The sequence below is a fragment of the Streptomyces sp. NBC_00102 genome (genome assembly GCF_026343115.1).
Taxonomy (GTDB): Bacteria; Actinomycetota; Actinomycetes; order Streptomycetales; family Streptomycetaceae; genus Streptomyces.
The window spans coordinates 5,153,112-5,169,000 of the sequence record NZ_JAPEMC010000001.1 but is presented as its reverse complement, the minus strand read 5'-3'; the positions used below and the strand labels follow the sequence as shown (position 1 = coordinate 5,169,000).

Here is a 15,889-nt window from a genome sequence, read left to right as displayed (position 1 = left end):
TGCAAGGCCGGCGCCTTCGCGGCGCCCGTACGGCGGGCACCCCGCGTCCGCCCCGCACACCGCGGAGTGCGGGGCGGACCTGCTGGTCAGGGCGGGCGACCGGTCCGCGTGCCCAGTCGGCCCGGCAAGCCGTCGGCCGCTGTGGCACCCCGTGAGCCGGGCCCGGGACCGGGGTTGACCCTCCGGGACGGGCGCTGCGAGGCTCCCGCCGTGCCCCACGGCACCGTCCCGCGGCGCCTCTCCGCGTGGACCCGCACCCCCGAGGACCCCAGGAACCCACATGACCACCGCGCCCTTACGCGAGACCACCCTCACCGTCCGCAGGCTCGGCGGCCGCATCGGCGCCGTCGTCTCCGGCGTCCGCCTCGGCGGCGGACTCGACCCCGCGACCGTGGCCGCCGTCCGCGCCGCGATCCTCGCCCACAAGGTGGTGTTCTTCCGGGGACAGGACCACCTCGACGAGGAGGGCCACGAGGCCTTCGGCCGACTGCTCGGCGCTCCCGTCGCGCATCCCACCATCCGCTCGGCGGACGGCCGTTACTCGCTGGCCGTCGACTCCGACCAGGGTGCGCGCGCCAACGAGTGGCACACCGATGTCACCTTCGTGCCCGCCCACCCCGCCTTCTCCGTGCTGCGCGCGGTGACCCTGCCGCCGTACGGGGGCAACACCCTGTGGGCCAACACCGCGACGGCCTACGCCCATCTGCCAAAGCCCCTGCGCGCCCTCGCGGACGGGCTGCGCGCGGTGCACTCCAACGCCTACGACTACGCGACCGTGCGCCCCGACATCACCCCCGCGGAGCTCGCCCGGTACGAGCGGACCTTCACCTCCACCAAGTTCCGCACCGAGCACCCGGTGGTCCGGGTGCACCCGGAGACGGGCGAACGCGCCCTGCTGCTGGGCAGCTTCGTGGAGCGGATCTCCGGGCTCACCGGGAAGGACTCGCGGGCGCTGGTCAATCTGTTCCAGTCGCACGTGGAGCGCCCGGAGAACACCGTGCGGTGGGCCTGGGAGACCGGTGACGTGGCGATCTGGGACAACCGCGCCACCCAGCACTACGGGGTGGACGACTCGGACGACCACGAGCGCCGACTGCGGCGGGTCACGATCGACGGGGACGTCCCCGTGGGCGTCGACGGCCGTGCCTCCGTGCTGATCAGCCCGGAGGAGGTGCCCACCCCGTCCTTCGGCCCGGCGTCGGGAGCCTCGTCCGCGTCCGGGGGCTGAGTTACGGAACACGGGCATACCGGGACACGGGCATACGGAGGCACGGGCACACGGAGACACGGGCGTACGGAGACGCGGCGACACCCGGCACCCCGCGGCTCTTCGGGCGGCCTCCGGCGGGGAAGTACCCCATTCTGGAGGGCATCCGCGAAAGGGCCGACGTACATGCGCGAGACACATCCGGACGACCGCCCGGCCGTCACCACTCTCCACGGAGCCGTGCGCGGAGTCCGGGAGAACGGGGTGGCGGTATTCCGGGGCGTTCCGTACGCGGCGGCCCCCGTGGGCGCCCGCAGGTTCCGGGCTCCGGAGCCGCCCGAGCCGTGGGCGGGGGTGCGGGAGGCCGTCGCGTTCGGGCCGACCGCGCCCAAGCGGCCGTACGACCCGCCCCTGGACGCCCTGCTGCCGGACCCGGAGGTGCCCGGTGACGGGTGGCTCAACCTCAACGTCTGGACGCCCGGCCCCGAGCGGACCGGGCTGCCGGTCCTCGTCTGGATGCACGGCGGCTCACTGGTGCACGGGTCCTCCGCCGTTCCGGTGTACGACGGGACGGCGTTCGCCCGGGACGGGGTGGTGCTGGTCTCGGTCAACTACCGCCTGGGCATCGAGGGGTTCGGCGTCTTCCCGGACGCCCCCGCCAATCTCGGGCTGCTCGACCAGCTGGCCGCCCTGGAGTGGGTGCGGGACAACGTCGCGGCGTTCGGGGGCGATCCGGGGCTGGTGACGCTGGCCGGCGAGTCGGCCGGGGCGGTGAGCGTCGCCGCGCTGCTGGCCGCGCCGAGGGCGGCGGGGCTGTTCCGGCGTGCGGTGCTGCAGAGCGGGACGCCCGACGCGGCGGCGCCCGAGGCGGGACGCCGTACGACGGAACTCGTCGCCCGGCGCCTGGGTGTTCCGGCGACGGCCGCGGCGCTGGCGGCCGTGGACCCGTCCGCGCTGCTGGCCGCGCAGAGCGAGGTGACCCGCGGCGGGAATCCGCTGACCGGCCGCGACGCGTTCCACATCGTGACCGACGGCGATCTGCTGCCCCGCGATCCGGCCGAGGCCCTGCGCGAGGGCGCGTCGGGCGGGGTGGACCTGCTGATGGGGACGAACACCGAGGAGTACCGCCTCTGGTTCGTGCCCAGCGGGCTGACCGAACGGCTCGGCCGCGTCCGGCTGCGGCTGGCACTGCTCAAGTTCGGGGTGCCGGGCGCCACCGCGCGCGTGTACCGGGCCAACCGGCCGGACGCGAGGCCCGGCGAGCTGCTCGGTGCGCTGGCGACGGATCTGCTGCTGAGGGTGCCCCTGAACGTCCTCGCGGACGCGCGTAGGGACGGCCCCGGCCGCACGTACCTCTACGAGTTCGGCTGGCCCTCCCCGGTGCTGCGGCTCGGCGCCTGCCACGCCCTGGAGATCGGCTTCGTCTTCGACACCCTGGCCCACCCGGACGCCGTGGCGCTGGCCGGTCCGGACGCTCCGCAAGCCCTGGCGGACGCGATGCACGCGGCGTGGGTGCGGTTCGCCGCCGACGGCGATCCGGGGTGGTCCGCCTGGGACGCGCGGCGGCCCGTGATGGCGTTCGGCCCGGGCGCTCCCGCCGTGGTGGAGGCGCCCCGCGACGACGAACTGCGCGGCTGGCCGCCGTACCGCGGGAAGGGCTGAGTCCGGCCGGATCGTGGCCGGATCGTGGCCGCTTCGCGGCCGGGGGTACGGCGGTCCCCCGGCCGCGACCGGGCCGGGGACCCCCTCCGCCGGGACAGGTTCCGCCCGGCCCCTGCGGGGCTCGGGCCCTGTGCCGCCGGTTCAGGCCTTGTTCTGCGAGGCCCAGAACTCGTCGAAGGTGAGCAGGCCGTCACCGTTCGCGTCGTGGGAGTTGATGATCGCCTGGGCGACCGTCTCGGTGACGTACGGGTCGCCCAGCTGGGCCATGGCGCTCTTGTACTCGGCGGCCGTGATGAGACCGTCGCCGTTCTGGTCGAAATGCTCGAACGCCTTGCGTGCCGACTCGATGTCCGCCACTTTTCCGCCCCTATCGATTGTGCGATTGACGGTGGTCAGATTAACGGGCCGACGACCCCGCCCCTGCGGCGGCCGGGGAGGAGGCGGAGGACCGGCCGGGAGGGCGGAGCGGGGATGATCTTCACCGCTCACCGGCGATCTACGAATCATCCACAGAACCTCATATCCATTCACCGAATGCCAGGAGATCCTTCGCTAAAACCTACGATCTACAAGCCAAATGTAGGCATTAAGCCACTTACGCCCGAAATGCGTCTTTGGCTTCCTGAGACAGATGTGCCATAGTCGTCTCACGACCTCCTCCGACCCGAGCCAGGTCATGCACGCGGCCGTGGACCACCCCCCATTCCACGGCCCCCCACAGAAGCCCCCAGATCGCCGCACCCCGGCGTACGGGGGCTTCTGCGCGTTTCGGGGCTTCCGCGCGTTCGGGCTTCCGCGCGTTCGGGGCCGCGCGTTCGGGGGACGGCGCCGGCCAGGATCCGCCGGACGCCGCCTACCGGTCGGAGCGGTCGGAGATCCTCATCTCGAACCAGGTGATCTTGCCGCGCGGCAGCAGGTCGACGCCCCAGCGGTCGGAGAGCTTGTCGACGAGGAAGAGGCCCCGCCCGCTCACGTCCATCTCCCGCACCGGCATCAGACACGGCAGCCCGCGCGAGGGATCACGCACCCCGATCCGGATCATGCCCCGGCGGCGTTCCATCCGCAGACCGAAGTACTGCGCGCCGGTGTGCCGGACCGCGTTGCCGACGAGTTCGGAGACGAGCAGCACGGCGTACTCGGCGAGTTGCGGGGAGAGCTTCCACTGCCACAGCACCACGGCCGACGCGATCCTGCGGGCCGTCGCCGCGGATTCCGGGCGGGACGGCAGCCGCACCCCGTTCTCGTCGGTCGGGTTCCCGTACAACTCCAGTACATGGATTGCTTGTTCGTCGTCCGACACCGATACCCGCCGCGCCGCGACCGCACTGCCGTGCGCACGCGGCTGCTCCCCACCCTCCAGGCCCGCCATGTCCCCCATCATGGCCGGAGCGGGCCCGGTCCGGAGCCGTTCCGGGGGAATCCCACCTCCGGAATGGCTGAATCCGGTAGGAAGATCGGCATATGCCTCTGACATAAAAACGAGCCGGACAACCCCAATGACCTGCGACGGAACACCGGCTCCGCGGAGAGCTGCCATCGACCGGATCACCGTACGGCGAGGGCCGCGCGGCTCCGGGCGACCCCGGCGACGCCGCCCGCACGGATGAATGCCGCACGGCACCGGGCCCGAGTCCCCGGGCCCGGTGCCGTGCGCGCAACCCGGGCCCGGCCGGCCGGCCGGTCAGCCGGTCAGCCGGCCGGTCAGCGGAAGGTGGCCTTCCCCGGCCCGTCCTCCATGAAGCTGCGCATGCCCGTCTCGCGGTCCTCCGTGGCGAACAGCCCTGCGAACAGGGTCCGTTCGATGGTGAGGCCGGTGTCGAGATCCGTCTCCAGACCCGCGTCGACCGCCTCCTTCGCCGCCCTGAGTGCCAGCGCCGGTCCCTTCGCCAGGGCCGAGGCCCAGGCGTGCGCCTGCTCGTACACCTCGGCCGCCGGAACGACCCGGTCGACCAGGCCGATGGTCAGCGCCTCGTCCGCCCGTACGTGCCGGCCGGTGAAGATCAGGTCCTTGGCCCGCGAGGGACCGACGAGCCGGGCGAGACGCTGGGTGCCGCCCGCCCCCGGGATCAGCCCGAGGAGGATCTCCGGCTGGCCGAACCTGGCGTTGTCGGCGGCGATCCGGAAGTCGGCGCAGAGCGCCAACTCGCAGCCGCCTCCCAGCGCGTAGCCGGTGACGGCGGCGACCACCGGCTTGGGGATGCGGGCCACGGCGGTGAAGGAGTCCTGGAGGGCACGGGAGCGTACGACCATCGCCGCGTGGTCCATGTCCCGCATCTCCTTGATGTCCGCACCGGCCGCGAACACCTTCTCTCCGCCGTAGACCACCACGGCGCGCACGTCGTCGCGCCGGGCGGCCTCCCTGGCGAGCTCCCGCAGCCGGTCCTGGGTGGCCACGTCCAACGCGTTCATCGGCGGCCGGTCCAGCCGGATCGTACCGACGGCGTCCTGTACTTCGAGGGTTACGGTCATGGGGGCAGGCTAAGGGCTGCCCCGGCCCCGAGGGTTCGGTGTCGTGCGTCACGGCACGGGTGCACCGCCCGGGAAGGCGGACGGAAAAAGGCGACGGGCCCGGTGCCGTGTCCACGGCACCGGGCCCGTCGCCCGTGTCACACGCTCGGCGTGGTCACTTGATCCACTCGGACCAGTCCATGTTCCAGCCGTTGAGGCCGTTGTCCGGGGCGATGACCTTGTCCTTGGAGTTCTTCACCACGACGACGTCTCCGATGATCGACTGGTCGAAGAACCAGCCGGCCGGGGTGCTGCCGTCGTATCCGCCGCGCACGTCCCGCAGTCCGACGCAGCCGTGGCTGGTGTTGGTGTTGCCGAAGATGCCGGAGCCGCCCCAGTAGTTGCCGTGGACGAAGGTGCCCGAGGTGGACAGGCGCATCGCGTGCGGCACGTCCTTGATGTCGTACTCCCCGCCGAAGCCGACCGTGTCGCCGTTCATCCGGGTCACCCTCAGCTTCTCGCTGATGACCATCTGCCCGTTGTACGTGGTGGTGGCCGGGGCGCCCGCCGAGATCGGGATGTCCTTGAGCGTCTTGCCGTCGCGGACGACGACCATCCGGTGCGCGGAGGCGTCGACCGTGGAGACCTGGCGGCGGCCGATCGTGAAGCTGAAGGTCTTGGCCTGCTTGCCGTAGACGCCCGGCCGTCCCTCCACGCCGTCGAGGTTGAGCTCCACCGTCACCTTGGTGCCGGCGGCCCAGTAGTTCTCGGGGCGGAAGTCGAGGCGGTCGTTGCCGAACCAGTGGCCCTCGATCGGCACGCTGGGCTCCGCCTTGACCGTGATGGCCTTCTCGACGGCGTCGGGGTCGGTGATGCCCCGGGTGAAGTTGATGGAGACCGGCATGCCGACGCCGACGGTCGAACCGTCCTCCGGCGTGTACTGCCCGATGAAGGTGTTCTTCGGGACCAGCGTGGTGAAGGTGGTGTCCTTGGCGGACTGGCGGCCCTTCGCGTCCTCGGCGATGGCGTGGACCGAGTACTTGGTGGACGCGGCGAGGTGGCGCTCCGGGGTCCAGCTGGTGGCGTCCGCGGAGAGGGTGCCCTGCACCTCGGTGCCCTGGGCGTCGGCGACCTTGACCGAGATCAGCTTGCCCTTGGCGGCGGAGATCTTCAGCGCTCCGTCGGTCTCCACGGAGTCGGCGCCGTCCGCCGGCGCGACGGTCACGACCGCCTCGGAGGCGGTCGTGTCCGCGGTCCGGCCGCTGCTGCCGTTGCCCTTGGCGCCGGCCCCGCTGTCCGCACCGCTTCCGCCGGAACCGCCGCAGGCCGTCACCAGCAGAAGCAGTGCGCCCAGCAGCAGCGCGAGGATTCCGGGGCCCCGACGCCCACGCGTCCCCCCGCCGGTCCCGGCCGCACGTCCCCGTATCGGCTTCCCGCTCATCGTGGTTGTCTCCCCTCGCACGGCCTGGCCCGACCGGGCCCCGCACACCCCCGCGCGTCGAACATGCGCGCCTATCGAGAAGAAAACCACACGGCCGTTTGCGAGGAGGTCCCGCGGATGTCACCGTTCAGTCCCAAGTTCACCCGGAACATGCGCAGGTGACACGGGGTACGGAGGCGCTCACGGAGCCGCCCGGCCACCGTCCCGGAGAGAGATCCGCAGAGGAATCCGGAGAGGGTCCGCAGAGGGTCCGGAGTGGGTCCGGAGAGGGTCCGGAGAGCTGCCCCGGCACAGGGTCTCAGCGCAGCGCCGAACCCCCCTTCCACTTCGTCCAGTCGAGGTTCCAGCCGCTGAGTCCGTTGTCCGGGGCGACCGTCCGGTCCTCGGAGTTGACGACCTCCACGACGTCGCCGACGAGGGTGCGGTCGAAGAACCAGCCGGCCGGCGCGTCATCGCTGCCGCCCTTCTCGTCCCGCAGTCCGATGCAGCCGTGGCTGACGTTCTCGGAGCCGAAGGTCTCCTCGGGTGCCCAGTAGTTGCCGTGCAGGAAGGTTCCGGACTCGGTGAGCCGGATGGCGTGCGGCACGTCCTTGATGTCGTACTCACCGCCGAAACCGACCGTGCGCCCGTCCATCCGGGTCACCTCGTGGAGCTCGCTGACCACCATCTTGCCGTTGTACGTGGTGGTCTTCGGCGCTCCCGCGGTGATCGGCACGGTGCTGACGAGCTCGCCGTCGCGGCGCACCTCCATGGTGTGTTCGGCGGCGTCGACCAGGGAGATCTGGGAGCGGCCCACGGTGAAGCGGACGCGCTTGTTCTGGCTGCCGTACACCCCCGGCGATCCCTCCACGTCACGCAGCCCGATGTCGACGGTGACCACCGTGCCCGGCTTCCAGTACTTCTCCGGCCGGAAGTCGAGCCGGTCCTTGCCGAACCAGTGGCCCGACACCTCCACGGCGGGCACCGCGGTGACCTTGATGGCGCGCTGCACCGCGGCGCGGTCGGTGACGGGGCTGCTGAAGTCGAAGGAGACGATCATCCCGGTGCCGACCGTCGAGCGGTGCTCCGGTTTGAAGTAGCCGATGAAGTGGTGCCCGGGGATGAGGGTGGTGAAGGTGGTGTGCCGGGCCGACCTGCGCCCGGCCCCGTCCACCGCCACCGCGTCGACGCTGTACTTCGCTGCGAGCCGGAGGCGTCCGTTGCCGCCGGTGGGGGCCCAGCGGCGTCCGTCCCCGGAGATCCGGCCGGTGATCCGGTCGCTCCGGGCGTCCTCGATCTGCACCACCTCGACGCTCTCCAGGTGTCCGTCCGGGACCTCCACCTCCATGCGGGTGGAGGCCGGGACGTTCTTCGCGCCGTCCGCCGGGAGAATCCGGATCACGTCCTCGGGGGCGCGGGCCTTCCCGTTGACGAACGGAATTCCCCCGGTGCAGCCGGTCAGTACGGCCGCGAGCGCCAGTAGTCCTGCCCATGTCAGCACGGCGGCCGGACCGGTCCGTGCTCTCTTCGCTGTGTGAGTCACGCACCCCCCAACGACCAGGGTCGCTCCGGGGAAACGTGAGTGTGGGCCTCCCGGTGGGCAGAACAGGGGGGAGGACTTCACCGGGAGGCCGCGGCCGGGACGCCGCGCGTCTCCCGTTCTGCCCGTCCCCACGAGCCGCAGGAGGCCGGGAGTGTCGAGCGCAGCCGAGCAGGAAGCCGTGCAGGAGCCGGTACGACCGGTGCGCGCGGACGACGGGCCGTCGGGAAACACCACCCGTGTGCCGCACTCCGGTGCCCCCGCACGGGGCCCGGCCGGGGCCGTGCCGCCCCCGGTGTGGCCCGGCGCGCCCATGCCGTTGGGCGCGCGGTTCCGGGTGGGCCCGGACGGGGTGGCCGGTACCAACTTCGCCCTGTGGGCGGGCGGGGCGGAGGCGGTCGAGCTCTGCCTCTTCGACGAGGCGGGGCACGAGACCCGGTGCCGACTGACCGAGCTGACCCACGAGATCTGGCACGGTTTCGTGCCGGGGGTGCGGCCCGGCCAGCGTTACGGCTACCGCGTCCACGGCCGCTGGGACCCGTGGACGGGGGCCCGCTGGAATGCCGCGAAGCTGCTGCTCGACCCGTACGCACGGGCCGTGGACGGCACCTTCGCGCTGCCGCCCGAGGTGTACGGCCACATGCGGGACTGGCCACAGCAGCACGTCGCCGACACCGTGCGCGACGAGCGCGACTCGGCGCCGTTCGTCCCCAAGGGGGTCGTCGTCCACGACGACCTCCCGGGCGGCGAGGACGAGTGGATGGACGACCGGCGCCCCAAGACGCCGTGGGCCGACTCCGTCATCTACGAACTGCACGTGCGCGGCTTCACCAAGCTGCACCCCGGCATCCCGCCCGAGCTGCGCGGCACGTACGCCGGTCTCGCCCACCCCGCCGCGATCGAGCACCTGAAGCGGCTGGGGGTGACGGCGGTGGAGCTGCTGCCGGTGCACCAGTTCGCGCACGAGGACCATCTGCTGCGGCGCGGGATGCACAACTACTGGGGCTACAACTCGATCGGCTACTTCGCCCCGCACGCCGACTACGCCGCGAGCGGCACCGGCGGAGCGCAGGTCGGCGAGTTCAAGCGGATGGTGCGCGCCCTGCACGACGCCGGGATCGAGGTGATCCTCGACGTCGTCTACAACCACACCGCCGAGGCGGGCGAGCTGGGCCCGACCCTCTCGATGCGGGGGGTCGACAACCGCGGCTACTACCGCCTCCAGTCCGACGCCCGCCGGTACGCGGACTACACCGGCTGCGGCAACACCCTGCACGTGGTGCAGCCGCACGTGCTGCGGCTGATCACCGACTCCCTGCGGTACTGGGTGACCGAGATGGGCGTAGACGGTTTCCGCTTCGACCTGGCGGCGGCGCTGGCGCGCTCGATGCACGACGTGGACATGCTCTCGCCGTTCCTCGCGGTGATCGCCCAGGACCCCGTACTGCGCCGGGTCAAGCTGATCGCCGAACCCTGGGACGTCGGCAACGGCGGCTACCAGGTGGGCGCGTTCCCGCCGCTGTGGACCGAGTGGAACGACCGCTACCGGGACGCCGTCCGCGACTTCTGGCGCGGCGCGCTGCCCGACGTACGCGACCTCGGCTACCGCCTCTCCGGCTCCAGCGACCTCTACGCCTGGGGCGGGCGCCGCCCGTACGCCTCGGTCAACTTCGTCACCGCGCACGACGGTTTCACCCTGCGCGACCTCGTCAGCTACCACCACAAGCACAACGAGGCCAACGGCGAGGGCAACCGCGACGGCACCGGTGACAACCGCTCCTGGAACTGCGGTGCCGAGGGCGAGAGCGACGACCCGGAGATCAACGCGCTCCGCCGCCGCCAACTGCGCAACCTGCTCACCACCCTGCTGCTCTCCACCGGGGTGCCGATGCTGGTGGCGGGCGACGAGATGGGGCGTACGCAGGGCGGCAACAACAACGCCTACTGCCAGGACAACGAGATCAGCTGGGTGGACTGGTCGCTCCTGGACGACCCGGGCTGGCGCGGGCTGACCGAGCTGACCGCCCGGGTGCTGCGGCTGCGCCAGACCCATCCGGTGCTGCGCCGCCGGGCGTTCTTCTCGGGGCGGCCGCAGACCGCGGACGGACTGCGGGACCTGGCCTGGTTCACCCGGCACGGCGAGGAGATGACGGCCCAGGACTGGTACGCGCCGGCGGCGACGCTCGGGCTCTTCCTCTCGGGGCGGGACATCCCGGGCCGGGACGCCCGGGGCGAACAGATCGTGGACGACAGCTTCCTGGCGATCCTGCACGCGGCGGAACGGCCGGCCGAGTTCCTGCTGCCGGGCCCGCCCTGGGCCGACGCCTACGAACTCGTCCTCGACACCTCGCTGGAGGACCAGTCCCGGGCGCCCGGCACGGCCCACGCGGGCGGCACGGTGCTCACCGTGCCGGGGCGCTCGGTGCTACTGCTGCGGGTGACGGCGTAGCGGCCGAAGTCCCGCACCCCGGGTGGCGTCCGTCAGGACGCCGCTGGTGCGGAACTCGCCGTGGGCCGGGGCTCGGTGCGTACCGCTCTGCCGGTCCCGGTACCGGGGGTCGGTGGCCTGCTCATACGCGGCGCGCAGGCCGGCCGGAACGAGGCGCAGGCGTTCGTCGGGGAGGGGACGGCCGTGCGCCGCGGCCCAGGCGTGGATCTCCTCGAAGTCGGCGGCCGGGGAGCCCATGATCGCGTATACGGGGAGGCGGTCCCCGGCCAGGGCGGTGCGGGGCAGGGAGAGACCGAAGCGTTTTTCGAACACGGCCAGGCTGCGGCGGCGGTGCCCGTCGTGGTCATCGATGCCGGTGCCGCGGAGAGCCGTGCCGTCGGGGCGCAGGATTCCGGCGGCCACGAGCTCCGGCAGGAGCAGATCGCCCTCGTCGCCGTACCGGCGGTACTCCTCGCACAGGCCGAGTCCGGTGACGGTGCGGCCGTCGCGGCCGTACGAGACGTACGTGGGCGGATGCTCGGAGTTGTGGTGGTAGTGGACGGCTTCCACGCCGTCGTGCGAGACCTCGTCCAGCTTGTCGAGGTAGGGGCCGTAGGTGATCGCGAACGCCCAGCCCGCGTGCTCACCGACGCGGACGACGGCGCTGCCCGGCCCACGGCCGGGGTAGGCGTCGATGTCGAGGCCGGTGATCTCGTCGTCCGTCATCGGCTCCGCCGCCGCACCGGCCCGCGCCCCCATGCGCACCGCCAGTTCCTCGGCGCCGATGCCACGCGCGAAGTGCACGTCCAGCATCCACCCGGAGCTGGACGTCCTGCCGACCATCCACTGAAGACCGTCGCTCACCTTGTTCTCCCAGGAGGAACGTCCACACTTTTTCGGGTACTCGACGAGCCTAAGGCTGTCCCGCAACTCCCGGTCGGCCGGAAAACCCGATGAGGGTTGTCAGTGGTGAAACATAGGATCACCCCTGATGCCCGAAAACCCCGCAGAGCCCACGGACCGGTCCACCGTGCGCTCACTCAAGCGTCTGTGGCCCTATCTCCGTCCCGTACGCGGCCGTTGGCTCTCCGCCGCGTTGGTCGCCGTGGTCGCGTCCTGCCTCGGGCTGGTCATCCCGTTCGTGCTCAAGTGGATGGTGGACGGCCCGGTGGCCGACCGTGACCCGGGCGGGGTCTGGCTGGGGGCGCTGTGGCTGCTTCTCCTGGGCATCGTGGAGGCGGTGCTTTTCGGGCTGCGGCGATGGCTGGTGGCCCGGCCGCTGGCCGGGGTCGAAGCGCGCATGCGGTCCGACCTGTACCACCGCCTCCAGCGGCTGCCGATGGCCTTCCACGACCGCTGGCCCTCCGGTCAGCTGCTGTCACGCGGCACCACCGACCTGATGCTGGTGCGCATGTTCCTGGCGTTCCCGCTGACCTTCCTGCTGGTCAACACGGTGACGATCACTGTCGGGTTCGTCATCCTCTTCGTCCAGGAGTGGACCCTGGGGCTGGTGCTGCTCGCCCCGGCGGTCCCTCTGATGATCCTCAGCTCCGTCTTCGAGTCGAAGTACTCCCTCGCGGCGCGCGCCGCCCAGGACCAGGTCGGCGATCTGACGACGGTGGTCGAGGAGAGCGTGCTCGGCATCCGGATCATCAAGGGGTTCGGCCGGCACCGCAGCCAGGCGCGGGCGTTCCGGGAGCTGTCGCACCGGCTGCGCTCCACCGAGCTGACCAAGGCCCGCCTGCTGGCGGGGATCTGGGCGCTCATCACCGGGGTGCCGGAGCTGGCGATCGGCGCCGCGCTGGTCCTCGGCACCGTTCAGGTGGCGGACGGGGACCTCTCGGCGGGGACGCTGGTGGCGTTCCTGTCGACGGCCCTCGCGCTGCGCTGGCCGGTGGAGTCGATCGGTTTCCTGCTCGCGATGAGCCAGGAGGCGGCGACCGCGACCGACCGGTACTTCGAGGTCATGGACGTGGCGGAGGAGAGCGGACTCGCCCCGGGCACCGGCACCGGAGCAGGCGCCGCGCCCGCGCGGGACGCCGCCCCCGGGCTGGTCTTCGAGGGCGTCACCTTCCGTTACCCGGACGCGGCCCCGGACTCCGTGCCCGTGCTCGCCGGGATCGACCTGCACGTCCGGCCGGGCGAGACGATGGCGCTGGTCGGCGCCACCGGCTCCGGCAAGACGACACTCACCGCCCTCGTGCCCCGGCTGCACGAACTCACCGGCGGACGCATCACCCTGGACGGCGAGGACATCGTCTCGATGGAGCGCTCGCGGCTGCGGTCGCTGGTGTCGGTGGCCTTCGAGGAGCCGACGCTGTTCTCGGCCACGGTCGGCGAGAACGTCCTGATGGGCGCGGACGGCGGCGACGACGGGGACCTGAACCGAGCCCTCGACGTCGCCCAGGCCCACTTCGCGCACGAGCTGCCCGAGGGCACCGCCACCCAGGTCGGCGAACAGGGGCTGAGCCTGTCGGGCGGTCAGCGCCAGCGGCTCGCGCTGGCCCGCGCGGTGGTCGGCCGGCCCCGGTTCCTGGTGCTGGACGACCCGCTCTCCGCGCTGGACGTGCACACGGAGGCCCGGGTGGAGGCGGCGCTGCGGCAGGTGCTGGAGGAGACCACCGCGGTGATCGTCGCCCACCGGCCGTCCACCGTGATGCTCGCCGACCGTGTCGCGCTGCTGTCCGGGGGCCGTATCGCGGCCGTCGGCACGCATCAGGAACTGCTGCGGACGAACACCGAGTACGCCTGGCTGATGTCGGGCGCCGAACGGCCCGGCATCACGGTCGCCGAGGAGGCCACGACCCCATGACCAGTACCACCACCGCGGGCACTCCGTCCTCCGACGGACCCTCCCCCGAAGACGTTCCGGCCACCGGTGACAGGTCCGCCGGCTCCCCGTCCGCCGGTGCGGCGCCCGTCGCCGCACCGGAGTCCGGCGACGCGTTCGACCGGGACGCGCTGCCCGTCCCGCCGGGCGCCACCCGGGCCCTGCTCGCCTCGCTGCTGCGGCCGTTGCGCGCCCGGGTCCTGGTGACCGTGGTGCTGCTCCTCGTCCAGCAGGCCGCCCTGCAGGCGGGCCCGCTGCTCGTGGCGTACGCCATCGACCGGGCGGTACCCGCCTTCCGGGACTCCGACCACGGTCCGCTGATCGCGGTGGGTGTCGGCTACGCGCTCTGCGCGGCCGGCGGCGGCTATCTCCAGTACACCTTCATCCGGGGCTCGGCCCGGATCAACCAGGACGTGCTGCTCGACCTGCGCGGCAGGATCTTCCGGCACGCGCAGGCGCTGAGCGTGGACTTCCACGAGCGCTACACCTCGGGCCGGCTGATCTCCCGGTCCACGACGGACGTGGAGTCCCTGCGGGAGCTGCTCAGCGAGGGCCTCCAGGAGCTGATCACCGTGGTCCTCTCCTTCGTCTTCATCTCGGGGATGCTGCTCTGGCTGGACTTCGGCATCGGGTCCATCGCGGTGCTCTCCTTCGTGCCGCTCTATCTGCTGGTGCGCACCTACCAGGCGCGGGCGGGCCGGGCGTACGCGGTGCGGTCCACCGCCACGGCGGCGGTGATCGTGAAGTTCGCCGAGACGATGAACGGCATCCGGCCGGTGCGGGCGTTCCGCCGCGAGCGGGACAACGACGCCGTCTTCGAGACGCTCAACCGCCGCCACGAGCGGTCGAACGGCGACACCCTGCTGGAGATGGCCCGTTACGTGGTGGGCTCCCGGCTCGTCGCCAACATCGCGGTCGCGGGCATGGTGCTGTGGGGCGCCTACCGGGTCGCCTCGGGCACCCTGGCGCTCGGTGTGCTGGCAGCTGCGGTGCTCTACCTGCGCCGGCTGTACGACCCGATCGACCGGCTGGCGATGTTCCTCAACTCCTGGGAGTCCGCGAGCGCGTCCCTGCAGAAGATCGCGGGCCTGCTCGCCCAGACCCCGTCCGTGCCGGAGCCTGCCGCCCCGGTGGAACTGCCCGCCCTGCGCGGTGAACAGCCGGGCCGTGAGGTCGTCTTCGACGGGGTGCGGTTCGCGTACCGCACCGGCGGCGAAGTGCTGCCGCGCTTCGACCTGACCCTGCCGGCCGGGCAGACGGTGGCCGTGGTCGGTTCGACCGGGGCGGGCAAGTCGACGCTGGCCAAGCTGCTGGCGCGGTTCTACGACCCGAGCGACGGCCGGGTACTGCTGGACGGCGTCGACCTGCGGGACCTGGGCACGGCGGAGCTGCGGCGCGGTGTGGTGATGGTGACGCAGGAGGCGTTCCTGTTCTCCGGGACGGTCGCGGAGAACATCGCGATCGGCCGCCCGGACGCGACGCCGGAGGAGATCGAGCAGGCCGCGAAGGCGATCGGGGCGCACGAGTTCATCGAGAGCCTGCCGGAGGGGTACGACACCGACGTACGCAAGCGGGGCGGCCGGATCTCCGCCGGTCAGCGCCAGCTGGTCGCGTTCGCGCGGGCGCTGCTCGCCGACCCGGCGGTGGTGATCCTGGACGAGGCGACCAGTTCCCTGGACATCCCCGGCGAGCGCGCGGTGCAACGGGCCATGGACACGGTGCTGCACGGCCGTACGGCGGTGGTGATCGCGCACCGGCTGTCCACGGTGGAGATCGCGGACCGCGTGCTGGTGATGGAGCACGGCCGCATCGTGGAGGACGGCTCCCCGGCCGAACTCATCGGCGGCGAGGGCCGGTTCGCGGGGTTGCACCGGGCCTGGCGGGAGAGTCTGGCCTGAGCCGAACACTCCTGCCGGTCAGAACCCGTCCGGCAGGAGCTCGGCGAGGAGGTCCCGTACCCGGCGCTCGATCTCGTCGCGGATCGGGCGGACCGCGTCGACGCCCCGGCCTGCGGGGTCGTCGAGCTGCCAGTCGAGGTAGGTCCGGCCGGGGAAGACGGGGCAGGTGTCGCCGCAGCCCATGGTGATGACCACGTCCGATGCCCGTACGGCGTCGGCGGTCAGTACTTTCGGGGTCTCGGCGGACAGGTCGATGCCGACCTCCGCCATCGCTCGTACGGCGGCCGGGTTCACGGCGTCGGCGGGTGCGGAACCGGCGGACCGGACCTCGATCCGGCCTTGGGACAGGTGGGTGAGCCAGGCTGCGGCCATCTGGGAGCGGCCCGCGTTGTGGACGCACACGAACAGTACGGACGGCTTGGCCCCGGACGGGGCTTCGGGCACGGCGTCGGGCAT

At 72.2% G+C, this 15,889-nt stretch carries 12 protein-coding genes; 5 read left to right on the top strand and 7 right to left on the bottom strand.

The window, feature by feature from the left end:
• Nucleotides 1-280: 280 nt before the first annotated feature.
• Complete coding sequence (locus OHA55_RS23185; protein ID WP_266709303.1) at nucleotides 281-1,228, top strand: TauD/TfdA family dioxygenase; 948 nt, start codon at nucleotides 281-283, stop codon at nucleotides 1,226-1,228.
• 165 nt (nucleotides 1,229-1,393) lie between these two features.
• On the top strand, nucleotides 1,394-2,869 hold the full coding sequence (locus tag OHA55_RS23180; protein ID WP_266709302.1) for a carboxylesterase/lipase family protein: 1,476 nt from the start codon (nucleotides 1,394-1,396) through the stop codon (nucleotides 2,867-2,869).
• A gap of 141 nt (nucleotides 2,870-3,010) precedes the next feature.
• Here OHA55_RS23180 and OHA55_RS23175 read toward each other — a convergent pair whose 3' ends face one another.
• From OHA55_RS23175 to OHA55_RS23155, 5 genes are all read right to left on the bottom strand, one after another.
• A complete protein-coding gene (locus OHA55_RS23175) occupies nucleotides 3,011-3,226 on the bottom strand; it encodes an EF-hand domain-containing protein (RefSeq protein ID WP_266709301.1) in 216 nt (71 codons plus the stop codon).
• A 496-nt stretch (nucleotides 3,227-3,722) separates the two neighbouring features.
• On the bottom strand, nucleotides 3,723-4,250 hold the full coding sequence (locus OHA55_RS23170; RefSeq protein WP_266709300.1) for an ATP-binding protein: 528 nt from the start codon (nucleotides 4,248-4,250) through the stop codon (nucleotides 3,723-3,725).
• 320 nt (nucleotides 4,251-4,570) lie between these two features.
• On the bottom strand, nucleotides 4,571-5,338 hold the full coding sequence (locus OHA55_RS23165) for an enoyl-CoA hydratase/isomerase family protein (protein WP_266709299.1): 768 nt from the start codon (nucleotides 5,336-5,338) through the stop codon (nucleotides 4,571-4,573).
• Between the two features lie 154 nt (nucleotides 5,339-5,492).
• Nucleotides 5,493-6,758, bottom strand: coding sequence for an Ig-like domain-containing protein (locus OHA55_RS23160; protein ID WP_266709298.1), 1,266 nt, complete (start codon nucleotides 6,756-6,758; stop codon nucleotides 5,493-5,495).
• Between the two features lie 298 nt (nucleotides 6,759-7,056).
• On the bottom strand, nucleotides 7,057-8,280 hold the full coding sequence (locus OHA55_RS23155; RefSeq protein ID WP_266709297.1) for an Ig-like domain-containing protein: 1,224 nt from the start codon (nucleotides 8,278-8,280) through the stop codon (nucleotides 7,057-7,059).
• 151 nt (nucleotides 8,281-8,431) lie between these two features.
• On the opposite strand from OHA55_RS23155, the gene glgX reads away from it, so the two are divergent.
• Nucleotides 8,432-10,726 (top strand): glycogen debranching protein GlgX, encoded by a 2,295-nt coding sequence (gene glgX, locus OHA55_RS23150; protein ID WP_266709296.1) that lies wholly within the window; start codon nucleotides 8,432-8,434, stop codon nucleotides 10,724-10,726.
• On the opposite strand, the gene OHA55_RS23145 is transcribed toward glgX, so the two are convergent.
• On the bottom strand, nucleotides 10,703-11,569 hold the full coding sequence (locus tag OHA55_RS23145; protein ID WP_266709295.1) for a hypothetical protein: 867 nt from the start codon (nucleotides 11,567-11,569) through the stop codon (nucleotides 10,703-10,705). The two genes, glgX and OHA55_RS23145, sit on opposite strands and share 24 nt — an antisense overlap.
• Before the next feature lie 127 nt (nucleotides 11,570-11,696).
• On the opposite strand from OHA55_RS23145, the gene OHA55_RS23140 reads away from it, so the two are divergent.
• Nucleotides 11,697-13,517, top strand: coding sequence for an ABC transporter ATP-binding protein (locus tag OHA55_RS23140; protein WP_266709294.1), 1,821 nt, complete (start codon nucleotides 11,697-11,699; stop codon nucleotides 13,515-13,517).
• Nucleotides 13,514-15,433: an ABC transporter ATP-binding protein gene (locus OHA55_RS23135; RefSeq protein WP_266709293.1), complete on the top strand. Its 1,920-nt coding sequence runs from the start codon at nucleotides 13,514-13,516 to the stop codon at nucleotides 15,431-15,433. The genes OHA55_RS23140 and OHA55_RS23135 overlap by 4 nt, the downstream gene beginning before the upstream one ends.
• A gap of 18 nt (nucleotides 15,434-15,451) precedes the next feature.
• Here OHA55_RS23135 and OHA55_RS23130 read toward each other — a convergent pair whose 3' ends face one another.
• Nucleotides 15,452-15,889 carry an arsenate reductase ArsC gene (locus OHA55_RS23130; RefSeq protein WP_266711079.1) on the bottom strand — a complete coding sequence of 146 codons (438 nt, stop codon included), beginning with the start codon at nucleotides 15,887-15,889 and terminating at the stop codon, nucleotides 15,452-15,454.